Source organism: Parabacteroides sp. TM07-1AC (assembly GCF_003480915.1).
Taxonomy (GTDB): Bacteria; Bacteroidota; Bacteroidia; order Bacteroidales; family Tannerellaceae; genus Parabacteroides; species Parabacteroides chongii.
In genome coordinates, this window is the sequence record NZ_QUKD01000009.1 from 1 (window position 1) to 16,267 (window position 16,267).

Annotated in this window: 14 protein-coding genes and 1 riboswitch; of the genes, 11 read left to right on the forward strand and 3 right to left on the reverse strand. The window is 45.7% G+C overall.

The window, feature by feature from the left end:
- Window positions 1-40: 40 nt before the first annotated feature.
- The 4 genes from DXD68_RS16965 to DXD68_RS16980 all read left to right on the forward strand — a co-directional run bounded on the left by DXD68_RS16965 (window position 41) and on the right by DXD68_RS16980 (window position 3,352).
- The gene (locus tag DXD68_RS16965) at window positions 41-493 is read left to right on the forward strand and encodes a DsbA family protein (protein WP_122362719.1); all 453 of its coding nucleotides are present in this window, start codon (window positions 41-43) and stop codon (window positions 491-493) included.
- 373 nt (window positions 494-866) lie between these two features.
- Window positions 867-1,421 (forward strand): DUF3575 domain-containing protein, encoded by a 555-nt coding sequence (locus DXD68_RS16970; RefSeq protein WP_122362912.1) that lies wholly within the window; start codon window positions 867-869, stop codon window positions 1,419-1,421.
- Window positions 1,422-1,429: 8 nt separating this feature from the next.
- Window positions 1,430-2,926, forward strand: coding sequence for a DUF3868 domain-containing protein (locus DXD68_RS16975; protein ID WP_122362720.1), 1,497 nt, complete (start codon window positions 1,430-1,432; stop codon window positions 2,924-2,926).
- 57 nt (window positions 2,927-2,983) lie between these two features.
- Window positions 2,984-3,352, forward strand: coding sequence for a hypothetical protein (locus DXD68_RS16980; protein WP_233577207.1), 369 nt, complete (start codon window positions 2,984-2,986; stop codon window positions 3,350-3,352).
- 132 nt (window positions 3,353-3,484) lie between these two features.
- Here the strand turns inward: DXD68_RS16980 and DXD68_RS16985 are convergent, their stop codons facing one another.
- Genes DXD68_RS16985 through DXD68_RS16995 form a run of 3 tightly spaced genes read right to left on the reverse strand, consistent with a single transcriptional unit; the run spans window position 3,485 to window position 6,909 of the window.
- Window positions 3,485-4,123, reverse strand: coding sequence for a thiamine diphosphokinase (locus DXD68_RS16985; protein WP_122362721.1), 639 nt, complete (start codon window positions 4,121-4,123; stop codon window positions 3,485-3,487).
- Window positions 4,107-4,706 (reverse strand): nicotinamide riboside transporter PnuC, encoded by a 600-nt coding sequence (gene pnuC, locus DXD68_RS16990; RefSeq protein WP_122362722.1) that lies wholly within the window; start codon window positions 4,704-4,706, stop codon window positions 4,107-4,109. The genes DXD68_RS16985 and pnuC overlap by 17 nt, the downstream gene beginning before the upstream one ends.
- A gap of 4 nt (window positions 4,707-4,710) precedes the next feature.
- Window positions 4,711-6,909 carry a TonB-dependent receptor gene (locus DXD68_RS16995; RefSeq protein ID WP_122362723.1) on the reverse strand — a complete coding sequence of 733 codons (2,199 nt, stop codon included), beginning with the start codon at window positions 6,907-6,909 and terminating at the stop codon, window positions 4,711-4,713.
- Window positions 6,910-6,972: 63 nt separating this feature from the next.
- A riboswitch (TPP riboswitch) is annotated at window positions 6,973-7,088 on the reverse strand.
- Between the two features lie 155 nt (window positions 7,089-7,243).
- On the opposite strand from DXD68_RS16995, the gene rimP reads away from it, so the two are divergent.
- The 7 genes from rimP to sufD all read left to right on the forward strand — a co-directional run bounded on the left by rimP (window position 7,244) and on the right by sufD (window position 16,225).
- Window positions 7,244-7,711, forward strand: a complete 468-nt coding sequence (gene rimP, locus DXD68_RS17000; protein ID WP_199715723.1) for a ribosome assembly cofactor RimP — start codon at window positions 7,244-7,246, stop codon at window positions 7,709-7,711.
- A gap of 9 nt (window positions 7,712-7,720) precedes the next feature.
- Window positions 7,721-8,998, forward strand: a complete 1,278-nt coding sequence (nusA, locus tag DXD68_RS17005; RefSeq protein ID WP_122362725.1) for a transcription termination factor NusA — start codon at window positions 7,721-7,723, stop codon at window positions 8,996-8,998.
- A gap of 21 nt (window positions 8,999-9,019) precedes the next feature.
- A complete protein-coding gene (gene infB / locus DXD68_RS17010) occupies window positions 9,020-12,064 on the forward strand; it encodes a translation initiation factor IF-2 (protein ID WP_122362726.1) in 3,045 nt (1,014 codons plus the stop codon).
- A gap of 2 nt (window positions 12,065-12,066) precedes the next feature.
- A complete protein-coding gene (locus tag DXD68_RS17015; protein ID WP_122362727.1) occupies window positions 12,067-12,558 on the forward strand; it encodes a CvpA family protein in 492 nt (163 codons plus the stop codon).
- 96 nt (window positions 12,559-12,654) lie between these two features.
- The gene (gene sufB / locus DXD68_RS17020; protein WP_122362728.1) at window positions 12,655-14,100 is read left to right on the forward strand and encodes a Fe-S cluster assembly protein SufB; all 1,446 of its coding nucleotides are present in this window, start codon (window positions 12,655-12,657) and stop codon (window positions 14,098-14,100) included.
- Window positions 14,101-14,124: 24 nt separating this feature from the next.
- Entirely contained in the window at window positions 14,125-14,880 is a 756-nt protein-coding gene (gene sufC / locus DXD68_RS17025) for a Fe-S cluster assembly ATPase SufC (RefSeq protein ID WP_122362729.1), read from the forward strand.
- Entirely contained in the window at window positions 14,873-16,225 is a 1,353-nt protein-coding gene (gene sufD, locus DXD68_RS17030; protein ID WP_122362730.1) for a Fe-S cluster assembly protein SufD, read from the forward strand. The genes sufC and sufD overlap by 8 nt, the downstream gene beginning before the upstream one ends.
- Window positions 16,226-16,267 lie beyond the last annotated feature (42 nt).

Genomic DNA, 16,267 nt, shown 5'->3' on the forward strand with positions numbered 1-16,267 from the left:
TTGCCGTACCTTTGTTTCGTAATCATAAAAACAAAATGTTATGGCATTAAAGTATGTAGTAAAGAAAACAGTTTTCGGTTTCGATGAAACCAAGACAGCGAAGTATGTAGCCCGTCCGTTGTTGGCAGGTAGTGTTGATTATTCCGCTCTGTGCGATCAGGTAACCAAGGTAGGATTGGTGCCGCGCGGTGTAGTAAAAATGGTTATCGATGGCGTGATAGATGCCCTCGAATGGAATCTGACCAATCACCTCTCGGTGAAATTGGGGGATTTCGGAACTTTTCGTCCTGCCTTCGGCTGTAAATGCCAGGAAGAAGAAAAGGATGTAACGGCGGATGTACTGCGCCACCGTAAAATCATCTTCACCCCCGGCAGTCATTTCAAAGAGATGCTGCGCAAAGTCAGCATCCAGAAGTTCGATATCCCGGAAACCGACGAAACAGGCGGTTCCGGTGGCGGCAACGGCGAAGACGACCGCCCCGTAATCGAATAGGCTTCCCCGAATAAATGAATAAAGCAGGCACGGATCGTATATCGGTTCGTGCCTGTTTTGGTTAGTTATAACAGGAATGTTTCGACATTTTCGGATTCTATTCCGAGAAAGTCTGTATTTTTTCGGATTTTCACATTGGATAATCTTAGAAACGGTGATCAACTCGGACTATTTTTACTAGTATGGAAAGTCGGTGTTTCTATCCAGGGTTGGTATTTCTATCAAAAACGGGAAATATGGTAGGATTACCCTATTAACTTGAAAGACTTGCCTATCGTTGGGGATTATCGGAATAACTACTTTTGTAAACGTTGAAAATCTTTCTTTTTATGTAGATTTACAGGGTAGAATGAATAATATAATAATAATGTATATGAAAAAAGTACTTTTCCTCTTTTTGCTTTTGGCAGGTATGACGAATGTCTATGGACAGAAGTTTGCGGTAAAGTCAAATTTACTTTATGATGCGACTGCTACCATTAACCTGGGGGTAGAAGTGGGGTTGGCTCAGAAATGGTCGTTGGACCTGTCGGGTAATTATAACGGTTGGATGCTGGGAGATGAAGCCCGTTTTAAACATTGGCTGATTCAGCCCGAAGCCCGCTATTGGCTGTGTGAAAAATTTAACGGCCATTTCTTTGGCGTACATGCCCATTATGCGGATTATAATGTGGGAGGAATGAAAATTCTGGGTAAGAGTATGGAGGATAGTCGTTATCAGGGAAGCTTGTATGGTGCAGGTTTGTCATACGGATATCAGTGGCTGCTGGGTAGCCATTGGAGTATGGAAGCTGTGATAGGTATCGGCTGGGCACATCTCGATCAGGATAAATATCCTTGTGCTGTTTGCGGAGAACGGTATGATAAGTCAAAAGATTATTTCGGTGTGACGAAAGCGGCTCTTTCTTTTATCTATTTCTTTAAATAAGCAGGACGATGAATAAGAAAATGAAAAATATATATATACTGGCTGCAGCGTTGGCGGTGGTTTCTCCGGCTGCAATGGCACAGAAAGATGCACTGTCCAATGCCGTGAAAGTGGTTTGTAATGATGCGGTGCAAAAAGGGGATTCGCTTTATCTGGATGCTGTCATTACAGTGAACAGTAGTGCTGTTAAATCGTGTAAGTCGCTTGAACTGACTCCGGTGGTGGAAGCAGGCGACCGGAAAGAAGGTTTTCTTTCTGTCTTGCGTAACGGACGTATCCGCCATAAGGTGTATACCCGCGAGATCAAATTGAATAACCTGGCGGAAATACCTCATTATAGTGTGGCGAAAGTGAACAAACAGCAACCGGAAGAGGTGATCCTTTACCAGGCTGCTATCGGCTGGGAAGACTGGATGAAACATGCGAAGATTTCGCTGGCTGCCGATCTTTGCGGCTGCGGACAGGAAGATGCCAATAAATTATTGGTGACTGATCATATTCGTCGTCGTCCGGATGCCCGTTATGAGGTTAAACCTGTGCTGGCGTATATAACACCGGTAGCGGAAACGGAAAAACATCGTGCAGAAGTGGGTACGGCTTATCTGGATTTCCAGGTGGGTAAATCTGAGATTTTGCCAGATTTCCGGAATAATGCTTCTGAACTGGATAAGATCAACAGTACGATCCGCTCGGTGACATCGGATAAAAATATCACTCCGAAAGGGATCCTGTTGAAAGGATACGCTTCTCCGGAAGGTTCATATGCATCGAACGACCGTCTGTCGGATAATCGTGTGAAAGCATTGCGCGAATATATACGTTCAAAGAACGATTTCCCGATGAGTTTCTTTACGTTGGAAAACGAACCGGAAGACTGGGCTGGATTCAAAGCACAGGCTGAAGCCGATCAGGATATGCCGGCACGCAATGAAGTGCTCGATATTATTAACAGCGATCTGCAGCCTGACCAGAAAGAAGCCAAACTGCGTGCGTTGAAAGGGGGAGCTGCTTTCAGTTATGTATTGAAAAATATTTTCCCGTCACTGCGTCGTTCGGAATACCGTATCGATTACACGGTTCGTGAGTTTACGGTGGAAGAAGGCCGTGAGATTATCAAGACCCGCCCGCAGCAGTTGAGTCTGAGTGAAATGTTCGCCGTAGCCAACAGCTATGAAACGGGAAGCAAGGATTATAATGATGTATTTGAAATTGCTGTGCGCATGTACAGTTCTGATCCGGTGGCAAATCTGAATGCTGCTAATATCTCTATAGGAAAAGGCGATTATGCTGCTGCTAAAAATTATCTGGCGAAAGCCGGTGATTCGGCAGAAGCGATTCATGCCCGTGGTGTTTTGAAATTGATTGAGGGTGACCTCGACGGAGCTGAGGTGTTGTTGAAAAAGGCAAAAGATGCCGGTGTGATAGGAGCAGCAGACAATTTGAGAGAATTACAGCTGAAAAGAGAGGATAATGCTCTGTTTGATAGTTTCGACGCGCATAATTGATACATATACCGCGTAGAATCATGATAAATAAAGTCTATTTTTGCATTGGAATGATTTATGAAAAAGCATAAAAATAATAATATGGAACATGCTGCACAAGTTGAGAACGTTCTAGTGAACGAGATCGACAACCAGAACGGGGTTCATCTCTATCTGGAAGGAAATAAATGGTGCGCCTATGAACGTTCCGCTTATTATCTGGCACAGTTAAAAGTACCGGTTGTAATAAAGAAGGAAATAGTTCGTGACGGATACGACGTCGTTTTGTTAAAAGCTTTTTTTGAAGTGGATGACATGCGTCTGCCTCTAGCTCCGAAAACAGTGTTGAAATCGGTGGCTGATGATAAGTTACTATTCCAGTTGAACGATCAGATTGACGGTTTTCCTGAATGGAAAGCTTGTCAGCTGAATAAATTACCAGCATAAAAGGTGAAGCCGTGAGGCTTTGGTTAAGTATACTAAGTTGTAAAATTGAGGGTGTATTAAGTCCCCGGAAGTGAGTGGTTATCCTTCCGGGGCATTTTTTTTAGTTGACAGTTGATAAGTGACGGTTGACAGTTAGAGGGAAGGGGTTTGGAAATAGACGATTACCCGGGCTTCCGGTGAGAGGGTGAGGGTGAACTCGTTTCCCAGGGCTTCGTTGAGGCTTCCTTGCCACCAGGCTGTCAGGCGACGGCGGGTGATGGGCCAGCGGAGACCTTCGGTGGTTATTTCGCCACAGGGGTACATCGAGAAGATGGATATTTGCTGGCCGGGGGTACAAGCCAGGGGCATTGTTTGTTGTACGGGGACGAAGTGTCCGTAGTCGGAGAGCATTTCCACCTGTTCGAATAACGGTGCGTAGTCCATCAGTAGGGAGATATTACCGAGCGTATGGTCTTCACGAAGTCCGGTAGCTCCCAGGATCAACAGTTTCCGGTAACCTGCAGCGTGGGCAAAACGGACTGCTTTGGTCAAGTCATTTATCTCCTGATCTTCCACGGTATGGATGCGGTCGGCATATAGCCGGAGCATTTCCTGTGGAATACTGTCCAGATCGCCGACAATGGCTGTCGGCTCCAGTCCCCGTTCGTGCAGATTTTGTACCGCTCCGTCACAGGCAATAATAGCCGGTGCAGATTTTAAAAGCTCCAACGGTCCGGCTGTTTGCGGAAAGCTTCCGTTAGCAACCACTACACAATCATATATTGTTTCCATTTGTATTTATTCCTTTCTTTTTCCAGGTATAATATCCGACAATGGCTAAAATACCGTAGCAAATGTACAAAAACATGGTAGGATATAAGCCCCGCAGATAATAAAGATAGACAGATACGAAGTTGACGATAACCCAGAATATCCAGTGCTCGATGATACGGCGTGCCAGCATCCAGGTGGCAACGATTCCGACGGAGGTGGTGAAGGCATCGCCCATCGGGATGGGAGAGTCGGTGAAATTGTGAAGTACGTAATAGAGCAGGGCGTATGTAATGAGGATAGCCGATGCTATCCCCATGAATAAAGGCCAGGTAATATGACGGTAGAAAATTGTATCATCGGAGACTTTTTCTTCAGATACGTTTTTTTTCGCGCAGGTCCATTCTTTGAAACCGTAAATACTGATGGCAACATAGTAGATATTCAGTCCCATATCAGCATATATTTTGGCAAAGAAAAAAACAAAAACGTAGACCAGTGAGGTCAGAAAGCCTACCACCCACATCGCTTTATGTTGTCTGATCTCCAGCAACAGGTAAAGGATTCCTGTGATGACACCGAAATATTCCAAAAGATGCTCCATTTTCTTAGAATTTGAATGTTACTCTTGCCATGATATTCGTACCGGCTTGTGTAAAGTAGCCGTCGTCCTTGCTGACTTCACCTCCGCTTATGTAGGTGTAGACCCAGGCATTTGTTTCGTATTTTTCGTTGAAGATGTTGTTGACACTTACATCTACACCGAGTTCCTTGATGAATTTAGGTTTGAAGACATATCCGACACGCAGGTTGTTCACGAAGTAAGGATCGATCGAACGGTCTTTGGTGGAGGTGTTGTCGATGTACTGGCGGCCTACGAACTGTGAGTTGAAGCTGGCAGAGAATCCTTTCAGGCTGAAATTGAACATGCTATTGGCGATGATGCCGGGGGAAAAGGCGATATCGGTCGTTCCCATATATTCACTTGCCTGGCCGCCGTTATCGTAATCATCCATATAATGGGTGTAGTTTTTTATTTTGTTGCGGCTCAGGGTTGCATTTCCGTTCCAGTCCAGCCAGCGGGTGATGCTTACGCCTCCGGTCAGTTCGATACCCATACGGTAGCTGTCTTTGATATTGCTGGTCAGTGCTTCACCTATCTCGCTGATTTTACCGCTAAGGATCAGCTGGTTGTTGTAATCCATAAAATAGAGGTTGGCACCGACACGGAAACGTTCGTTGCCGAAGCTATAACCGGCCTCGTAATCGTACAGGGTCTCATGTGCGGGCCGTTCATTGGCTGCAGCCTCCGTGAAGTTGTCCCGGTTCGGCTCCCGGTTGGCAACGGAAAAAGAGATAAAAGCGTTATGGCCGCCTTTTTGGAAATTGATACCCGCTTTCGGATTAAAGAAGTTCCAGTGTTTGTCTACATCGACGTTGTCGCCGCCTTTGTCGTCACTCCCTTTAATGGTATAATGGATACCGCGGTATTGCAGGTCGAGGTATCCGTTCAAATACGGGTGAAACCGGTAGTTGCCTTTTACATAAAAGTTATAATCCAGTTTGTTTCCTCTGTTACGGTAATATTCGTAGTCCGGTTGCGGAAGTGCTTCGCCGTTCTTCACCCACATGACACGCCCGAAATGATCGCCCACATATTTGTTGACTGCAGAACCGAAGCTCATCTGAAGACGTTCGGTACGGTAGTTGGCACTGTAGACAACACCGTAGAAATCGTTGTCCAGCCATTTACGACGGACGAGGTCTGACTTGCGGATGGTGTCGCCCTGTCCGTTTATATAAGCAGGCAGCTTGTAACTGTTGAATTTTGCGTTCCCTTTATAATCTTCGTAATATCCTTCCCCGTGTGTGTAGTGGAGGGTCAGGTTCATATTCCACAAATCTCCCAGGCGTTGGCTTGCCATCAGGTGGTAGTTTTGTTGCCAGTAGTTGTCTGTCTGGTTGTCATAAAACTTTTTGACACCGTTTTCTTCGTATTCCCCACAGGGGTTATAGGTACGGTCGATTTTCAGGAGAGAGGAGGGAACGCCGGTCCATGCCTGATACGTTTTTTCTATATTTCCGAATGTCTGGAAGCGGACCAGGGTGTTGTCTCCGTAATAGGTGGCGGAACCGAAATACGAATGCATGTTGGCTGTCGCCCGGTCGATATATCCGTCGCTCTGAACATTGGAGTAGCGGGCATCGAACACAAAATGGTCGTGCAGCAATCCGGTTCCCATCTTGACCGAGTTTTTCACAGTCCCAAACGAACCTCCCGAAAACGTATATTCGGCGTAAGGTTTCAGATCAGGTTTCTGTGTCTGCATAGCTACGGTGGCACCGAAAGCGGCAGCTCCGTTGGTGGATGTTCCGGCACCTCGCTGTATCTGTATATTATCGACGGAAGAGGCGAAGTCGGACATGTTCGCCCAAAAGACGGTATGCGATTCGGAGTCGTTGACCGGTACGCCGTTGACCGTGATGTTAATACGGTTGGCATCTGTTCCGCGGATACGGAAGCCGGAATAACCGATACCTGTCCCTGCATCCGAGGTCATGATGACGGACGGAGACTGTGAGATAAGATAGGGGATACCCTGACCGTCGTTTTTACGGTTGAGTTCGTTTTTGGATAGTTCGCTGTAAGCAACCGGAGTTCCCTTGGCTACCCGGGTGGCTGTGACGACTACCTCGTCCAGTGATAAGTCGTGTGAGATTTTTAAAGAATCGGTGAGATCCGGCTTGTTTTCCGCTGTCGCCCATGTGGCCAGTGAACCGGCAATCAATAATAATACACTTTTCATCCTTTTTACCTTAATGTTTAAAACCTGATAAGTGAATAGGAGAGGTGTGTTGTGTGAAGAAATATACCATTGTTTTACAATTCCCTTCGTCGGCATTATCCGTAGCAGGTAATATGGGTATAATCTCAGCCTGCGGCACGTACCTGTTTGGTACGCTGCAAGCACCCCTTTGTATTCGAGTGGCAAAGATAGGGAAAGTTCAGAGATTGCACAAATTGAAAAAAAAGATTACATATGTTTGAAAACTCACTGATTATTTGTATATTTGCGGGCGATTAAGCGAAGATGAGGAGGGGGCGGGTAGTCCCCTTCTTTTGTTCTTAACTGTATGTTTATGATTGAAAAGGGCGTAATAACTCAGTTGGTTGAAGAAAAATTGGCTTCTTCCGACAATTATTTGGTTGACGTAGTGGTTAAACCGGGAAACCTTATTATTATTGAGATTGATAATGATGAGGGAGTTTGTATTGATGATTGTGCGGAGTTGAGCCGGTATGTGGAAGAACATCTGGACCGTGAGGTGGAAGACTTTGAATTGGAAGTCGGATCGGCCGGAGTTACTTCTCCTTTTAAAGTACTTCGTCAATATGTGAAGAATATAGGAAACGAAGTAGAAATACTGCTGAAAAGTGGTGTAAAACTGGCCGGAGTTTTGAAATCGGCAGATGAAAACGGGGTGGTAGTTACTGTTGAAAAACAAGTAAAACCCGACGGAGCCAAACGTAAAGTTACTGTCCAGGAAGATCAATCCTATACATTTGATGAAATAAAATATACAAAATACCTAATAAGATTCAAGTAAAGAAAGATTATGGCCAAGAAAGAGGAAACAATCAGTATGATTGACACACTTGCGGAGTTCAAGGAGTTGAAGAATATAGATAAGGATACGATGATCAGCGTGCTGGAAGATTCCTTCCGTAACGTAATCGCTAAAATGTTCGGTACGGATGAGAACTATGACGTAATTATCAACCCTGAAAAAGGTGACTTCGAAATCTGGAGAAACCGTACGGTTGTGGCTGATGACGAACTGGAAGATCCGAATCTGCAGCTTACGTTGACCGAGGCCCGTAAGATCGATGCCGACTGTGAAGTTGGTGAAGAGGTGACCGACGAAGTGCATTTCGCTGATTTCGGACGTCGTGCCATTCTGAACCTGCGTCAGACGCTGGCTTCGAAGATACTTGAATTGCAGAAAGATAGTTTGTATGCTAAATATAAAGATAAAATAGGTGGGATTGTAGCAGCTGATGTATATCAGGTGTGGAAAAAAGAGATCCTGTTGCTGGATGACGAGGGGAATGAATTGCTACTCCCGAAAACAGAGCAGATCCCTTCTGATTTCTACCGTAAAGGTGAAACTGTTCGTGCGGTTGTGCAGAAAGTGGATAATTATAATAATAATCCGAAGATTATTCTGTCGCGTACAGATAAAATGTTCCTGCAGCGTTTGTTCGAACTGGAGGTCCCCGAAATTAATGACGGCCTGATCACGATCAAGGCTATCGCGCGTATCCCGGGTGAAAGAGCAAAAGTGGCAGTCGAGTCGTACGACGACCGTATCGACCCGGTAGGTGCTTGTGTGGGTATGAAAGGTTCTCGTATTCATGGAATTGTTCGTGAATTGAGAAACGAGAACATTGATGTCATTAATTATACATCCAATGTATCACTGTTTATTCAGCGTGCATTAAGCCCGGCAAAAATTTCTTCTATACGAGTGAACGAAGAAGAACACAAGGCGGAGGTTTATCTTCGTCCTGAAGAAGTTTCATTGGCTATTGGCAAAGGCGGTTTGAATATTAAGCTGGCCTGTATGTTAACAGAATACACGATCGATGTATTCCGTGATGTGGAAGGTGCTGATGAGGAAGATATTTATCTGGATGAATTTACAGATGAAATAGATGGCTGGGTGATTGAAGCGTTGAAGAATATAGGTGTCTATACGGCGAAGGGGGTTTTGGCAATGAGCCGTGAAGAAATTATTGAACGTGCCGACCTTGAAGATACGACAGTTGACGAGGTACTAGCTATCTTATCTGCCGAATTTGAGGAAGAAAGTAAGGATGAAAGTCAGGAATAAAGTATTACGACAAAGTTAGATATGCCTATAAAATTAATACAAGTACAAAGAAAATTAAACGTGGGAATCAACACGGTTGTTGAATTTCTGCATAAGAAAGGTAATCCTGTTGAGGAGAATGCAAATCCCAATACGAGGATCAGTGATGAACAGTATGCTTTGCTCGTAAAAGAGTTTGGAAAGGATCTGCCTGAAGGAGGCTTTGAACGTCCGCGGGTAGAACGTCCTCACAGAGAGAAAGAAGCTGCTTCTGTGAAAGAAGAGAAGGCTTCGGAAATTAAAACAGTGATCCCGGAAGAGTTCAGGCCTAAAATCGTTACGAAAGGCCGTATCGACCTGGAAGGACAACATAAAAAATCTCAGGAGGCTCCTGAAGTGAAAGAAGAGCCGGTAGCGAAACCGCAGCCAGAGGTAAAACCTCAGCCTGTAGTCGAACCGCAACCGGTAGTTAAAACTCAGCCCGTTGCCGAGCCGCAACCGGTTGTAGTCTCTGCTCCTGCTCCTGAAGAAAAACAGGTAGAAGCCCCTGCTAAACAGGAAAAACAGGTGACAGCTCCTGTAGAAAAACCTGTGGAGAAAAAAGAAGTAAAAGAGATAGTTGTGGAAAAAGAAAGAATCGAAGAGAAAAAACCGGAAGTTACAGTGAAGCCGGAAGCGACGAAAAGCTCTTCTGAAGAAGTGGACAAAACGGCCGCAGATGGTCAGCCTTCTGCAGAATCGGAAGACGATAACCTGTTCCGGTTGAATACTCCGAAGTTCGAGTCGAATATCAAGGTAACCGGTAAAATTGACCTGACTGCCTTGAACCAGTCTACCCGTCCTAAGAAGAAAACAAAGGAAGAGAGACGAAAAGAACGCGACGACAAACGCGAAAAGTTCAATAACAATAATAGACCGGGACAACCGGGATTCCATAAGGGACCGAAAGATCCGAATGCTAAACCGGGTGCACCGGTAAAGCCGGGAGCTGTTGCCAAACCGGGTGCTCCTGTTAAACCGGGTGAAGTCGGTGCGGATGCGAAAAAGAAACGTAACCGTATCAAGAAGGATCGTGTGGATGTGAACAATACTCCGGGTACAAACTACAGCCGTCCGGCTAATCAGCGTGACGACCGTGGCAAACCGCGTTTGAAAAAGCCGGTTAAGGCTGAAGTAAGCGAGGAGGATGTACAGAAGCAGATCAAGGAAACGCTTGCCCGCCTGACCAATAAAGGCAACAAGAATAACAAAGGTGCCAAGTACCGTCGTGATAAACGTGATGCCGCCGTCAAACGTGAGCATGAATTGATGGAACTGGAGGAACAGGAAAGCAAAGTATTGAAACTGACCGAATTCGTTACGGCAAACGACCTTGCCAACATGATGGATGTACCTGTGACAAAGGTTATCGCTACTTGTATGAGTATCGGTATCATGGTTTCCATCAACCAGCGCCTGGATGCGGAAACGATCAATATCGTAGCCGACGAATTTGGTTTCAAGACAGAATATGTCAGTGCAGAGGTGGTTGAAGCCATCAATGCTGATGAAGAAGATGATAATGAAGAAGACTGGGTTGCACGTCCGCCTATCGTAACTGTGATGGGACACGTAGACCACGGTAAAACTTCTTTGCTGGATAATATCCGTAAAGCAAACGTAATTGCCGGTGAAGCGGGTGGTATCACTCAGCATATCGGTGCTTATAATGTGAAACTGGCAAGCGGACGCCGCATTACTTTCCTGGATACGCCGGGGCATGAGGCATTTACCGCTATGCGTGCCCGTGGTGCCAAGGTAACGGATATTGCTATTATTATTGTAGCAGCTGACGATGCCGTCATGCCGCAGACTATTGAAGCGATCAATCATGCTTCGGCTGCCGGTGTTCCGATTGTATTCGCAATTAATAAGGTAGATAAGCCGCATGCGAACCCTGAGAAGATCAAGGAAGAGTTGGCTAATATGAATTATCTGGTGGAAGACTGGGGTGGTAAGTACCAGAGCCAGGATATTTCTGCCAAGAAAGGCATGGGTGTGGAAGAGCTGCTTGAAAAAGTATTGCTGGAAGCTGATCTTCTGGATTTGAAAGCTAATCCGCTGAAACGAGCAGTCGGTTCTATCATCGAATCTTCTCTGGATAAGGGACGTGGATATGTTTCAACCGTATTGGTTGAAAACGGTACGCTGAAGATGGGAGATATCGTATTGGCAGGTACACATTACGGACGTATCAAGGCTATGTTCAACGAACGTAACCAGCGCGTGGAAAAAGCCGGTCCTTCCGAACCTGTATTGATCCTCGGATTGAACGGAGCTCCTCAGGCTGGCGATACATTCAATGTCTTGGAAACAGAGCAGGAAGCACGTGAAATAGCAACACGTCGTGAACAGCTACAGCGTGAGTTGGGTATCCGTACACAGAAGATGCTGACGCTGGATGATATCGGTCGCCGTATCGCCGTGGGTAACTTCCAGGAATTGAATGTGATCGTGAAGGGTGACGTGGACGGTTCTGTAGAAGCATTGTCCGACTCTCTGATCCGTTTGTCTACGGAAGAGATCCAGGTGAATGTGATCCACAAGGCTGTCGGTCAGATCTCCGAATCGGATGTTGTACTGGCTGCTGCTTCGAATGCGATCATCATCGGGTTCCAGGTGCGTCCGTCTGTACAGGCTCGCCGTAATGCAGAGAAGGATGGTGTTGAAATCCGTCTGTACTCTATCATTTACGACGCGATCGAAGAAGTGAAGAGTGCTATGGAAGGTATGCTTTCACCGGAGATCAAGGAAGAAATTACCGCTTATGTGGAAGTACAGCAGGTATTCAAGATCACGAAAGTGGGTACGGTTGCCGGTTGTATGGTTAAGGAAGGTAAGATCAAGCGTACGAACAAGATCCGCCTGATCCGCGACGGTATTGTAATCTATGCCGGTGAGCTGGGATCGCTGAAACGTTTCAAGGATGACGTGAAGGAAGTGGTTGCCGGATTGGATTGCGGTTTGAATATTACGAACTTCAATGATATCCAGGTTGGCGACGTAATTGAATCGTACGAAGAAACTGAAATAAAGAAAACTTTATAAACATGAACTGGTTAGACATTGTATTAGTATGTCTGGCAGGAATTGGATTTGCGAAGGGCCTGTTTGATGGAGTCATCAAACAGGTTGTTTCGCTTATAGCCCTGATGGCTGCGATATTTTTCTGTGCCAAAGCGGCAGCCTGGCTGAGGGGATATATACTGGCTTCGGGTTGGTTTCCGGAAGAGGGAGTGACTATACTTAGTTATATAGCCGGATTTATCCTGATACTGGGTGTGGTTATGCTGGCAGGAGAGATTGTTCACAGAGTGATCGGGGTGACGCCGCTCAGTATTCTGAACCATCTGGCTGGGGGCGTATTCGGGTTGTGCCTGACGGTTATATTCGTCAGTCTGCTGTTGAATATATTGGAGGCGGTCGACCGTGGGTCGGTATTGATACCCCGCGAATCGAAGATAGAATCACGCTTCTATAATTCTGTTAAAGAAATAGTTCCAACCATTTACCCCGGAAATTTGTTTTCATGGAAGGAATAGTATAATAATTGAGAATTGAGAATTGAAAATTGAGAATTACCGGGGTGGATGTCTTTAATTTTCAATTCTCAATTCTTAACTTTCAATTAATTAGATATGCAGGAGTCAAACGACATAATTAATGAGGTAACGAGTGGTGATTATAAGTACGGTTTCGTTACCGATATCGATACGGAAATGATTCACCGTGGTCTCGATGAGGAGACTGTCCGTATCATTTCTGCCAAGAAGAATGAGCCGGACTGGTTGTTGCAGTTCCGTCTGAAGGCTTTCCGCCACTGGCTGACACTGGAGATGCCCACATGGCCTCATCTGAACATTCCGCCGATTGATTATCAGGATATAATTTATTACGCTGCTCCGAAAAAGAAAGAGGGTCCGAAAAGTCTGGATGAAGTGGATCCGGAGTTGTTGAAGACATTCGACAAATTGGGTATTCCTTTACATGAGCGTGCTCAGTTGGCAGGTATGGCGGTAGACGCTGTCATGGATAGTGTTTCTGTTAAGACAACATTTAAAGAAACACTGGCAGAGAAGGGGATTATCTTCTGTTCATTCAGTGAAGCGGTGCAACATCATCCGGACCTGGTACAGCAGTATCTGGGAAGTGTGGTCAGTTACCGGGATAATTTCTTTGCCGCTCTGAATTCGGCAGTTTTCTCTGACGGCTCGTTTGTTTATATACCGAAAGGAGTACGCTGTCCGATGGAACTTTCTACTTATTTTCGTATCAATGCTGCCAATACGGGACAGTTCGAGCGTACGCTGATCGTCGCTGACGATGAGGCGTATGTCAGCTATCTGGAAGGATGTACGGCACCGATGCGTGACGAGAACCAATTACATGCGGCGATCGTTGAGATCGTGGCCAAAGAGCGTGCCGAAGTGAAATATTCGACTGTTCAGAACTGGTATCCGGGTGATAAGGAGGGTAAAGGCGGTATCTATAACTTTGTGACCAAGCGCGGTTTGTGCAAAGGAGAAGGAAGTAAGATATCCTGGACTCAGGTGGAGACTGGTTCAGCTATAACCTGGAAATATCCGAGCTGTATACTGGCTGGAGATAATTCAGTCGGCGAGTTCTATTCGGTTGCTGTTACCAACAATTACCAGCAGGCGGATACCGGAACGAAGATGATTCATTTGGGGAAAAATACGAAAAGTACGATTGTCTCCAAAGGTATTTCTGCCGGGCATAGCCAAAATAGCTACCGTGGTCTGGTGAAAGTCTCTCCGCGTGCCGAGGGTGCCCGCAACCATAGCCAGTGCGACAGCTTGCTGTTGAGTTCGACCTGTGGTGCACATACGTTCCCTTATGCTGATATTCAGAATGAAACGGCTGTGGTAGAGCATGAAGCTACGACAAGTAAGATCAGTGAAGAACAATTGTTCTATTGCCAGCAACGCGGTATTTCCGTAGAGGAGGCGGTCGGCCTGATCGTAAACGGATATGCCCGTGAAGTAATGAACAAGCTGCCTATGGAATTTGCCGTGGAGGCTCAGAAATTACTGACTATTTCTCTGGAAGGAAGTGTAGGATAAATCAAATTGTCAATTCATAAAGTTATGTTAGATATAAAGAACTTACATGCCAACGTAAATGGCAAAGAGATATTGAAAGGAATCGACCTTTCTGTAAAGGCTGGTGAGGTACATGCCATCATGGGACCGAACGGTTCGGGTAAAAGTACCCTGAGCAGTGTATTGGTTGGTAATCCGGCTTTCGAAGTGACTCAGGGTGAAGTTATTTTCAACGGAAAGAACCTGTTGGAACTGGAACCGGAAGATCGTAGCCGTGAAGGTATTTTCCTCAGCTTCCAGTATCCGGTAGAAATTCCGGGTGTAAGCATGGTGAATTTTATGCGTGCCGCACTGAACGAGCATCGTAAATATAAAGGGTTGGCTCCGGTTTCTGCCACCGATTTCCTGAAACTGATGCGCGAGAAGCGTGCCATCGTCGAACTGGATAACAAATTGGCAAGCCGTAGTGTGAACGAAGGCTTCTCCGGTGGTGAAAAGAAACGTAATGAAATATTCCAGATGGCTATGCTGGAACCTAAACTGGCTATCCTGGACGAAACGGACAGTGGTCTGGATATCGATGCCCTCCGTATCGTGGCAAACGGTGTGAATCAATTGCGTACGCCGGAAAATGCAGCGATCGTAATCACTCACTACCAACGTTTGTTGGATTACATCAAACCGGATGTTGTACATGTTTTGTACAAAGGACGTATCGTAAAAACTGCCGGTCCGGAACTGGCCCTCGAACTGGAAGAAAAAGGTTACGACTGGATCAAGAAAGAGATGGGGGATGAGTGAAATGAGAGCCGAACAACAATATATCGATCTTTTTACCCAATATGAAGACTTGGTGTGCCGGCATAGTACTGCGGTGATGAATGCTCCGCGTGCTGAGGCTTTAGCCGATTTCGACCGCCTGGGTTTTCCTTCGGTAAAGAGTGAAGATTATAAATATACAGATGTGGCGCAGGCTTTTGCTCCTGATTATGGAGTGAATATAAACCGCCTGGCTATTCCGGTCAATCCTTATGACGTATTTCGTTGTGATGTCCCGAACCTGAGTACTTCTTTGTATTTTGTCGTGAATGATACTTTTTACGACAAGATGATGCCGAAAGCGCATTTGCCTGAGGGTGTATACGCCGGTGGTTTGAAAAACTTTGCAGAGAAATATCCGGAAGTGGCTGCCCGCTATTACGGAAAAGCTGCTAAAAGTAGCCATGACGGTATAATCGCATTGAATACAATGCTGGCGCAGGATGGTTTCGTACTTTATGTGCCGGAAGGTGTAGCTGTGGAACGCCCTATCCAGCTGATCAATATATTCCGTAGTGATGTGGATGCGATGGCTAACCGCCGTATCCTGGTTATTATGGAACCGCGTTCGGAAGCTAAATTGCTGATCTGCGATCATAGTATAGACGATGTGAAGTTCCTGGCAACCCAGGTCGTTGAGATATTTGCTGCTGAAGGAGCTTATTTCGATTATTACGATCTGGAGGAAAGTAGTATTTCCACTTCCCGCTTTGCTTCCGTTCATGTGAAACAGGAAGCTTCCAGTAATGTCCTGGTTAATGGCATTACCTTGAATAACGGCCTTACACGTAACAACTATTATATCGAGCTGAACGGTGAATATGCAGAAACGACGCTTTGCGGTATGTCTGTTATGGACCGTGAACAGCAGGTGGATACATACAGCCATATTACGCACGCTGTCCCTAATTGTACAAGCAACGAGCTCTTCAAGAATGTACTGAACGATCATGCAGTCGGTGCTTTCAGCGGACGTATCCTGGTGAAGGAGAATGCCCAGAAAACGGCTGCTTTCCAGACAAACCGTAATCTCTGTGCTACCCGTGAAGCACGTATGTACAGTAAGCCGCAACTGGAAATCTATGCGGATGATGTAAAATGTTCACACGGTATGACAACCGGACAGCTGGACGAAAATGCATTGTTCTATATGCGTAGCCGTGGTATTCCATTGAATGAGGCACGTATGATGCTGAGTGTTGCTTTTACATCGGATGTGATCGATCATGTGCGTCTGGATGCGTTGAAAGACCGTCTGCATAAGTTGGTTGAAAAACGTTTTCGCGGAGAGCTGGCACGTTGTGCCGACTGCCGTATCTGTAAATAAGATATTATTCTGATCTTTATAAAGGCCCGGATAGATGTTATG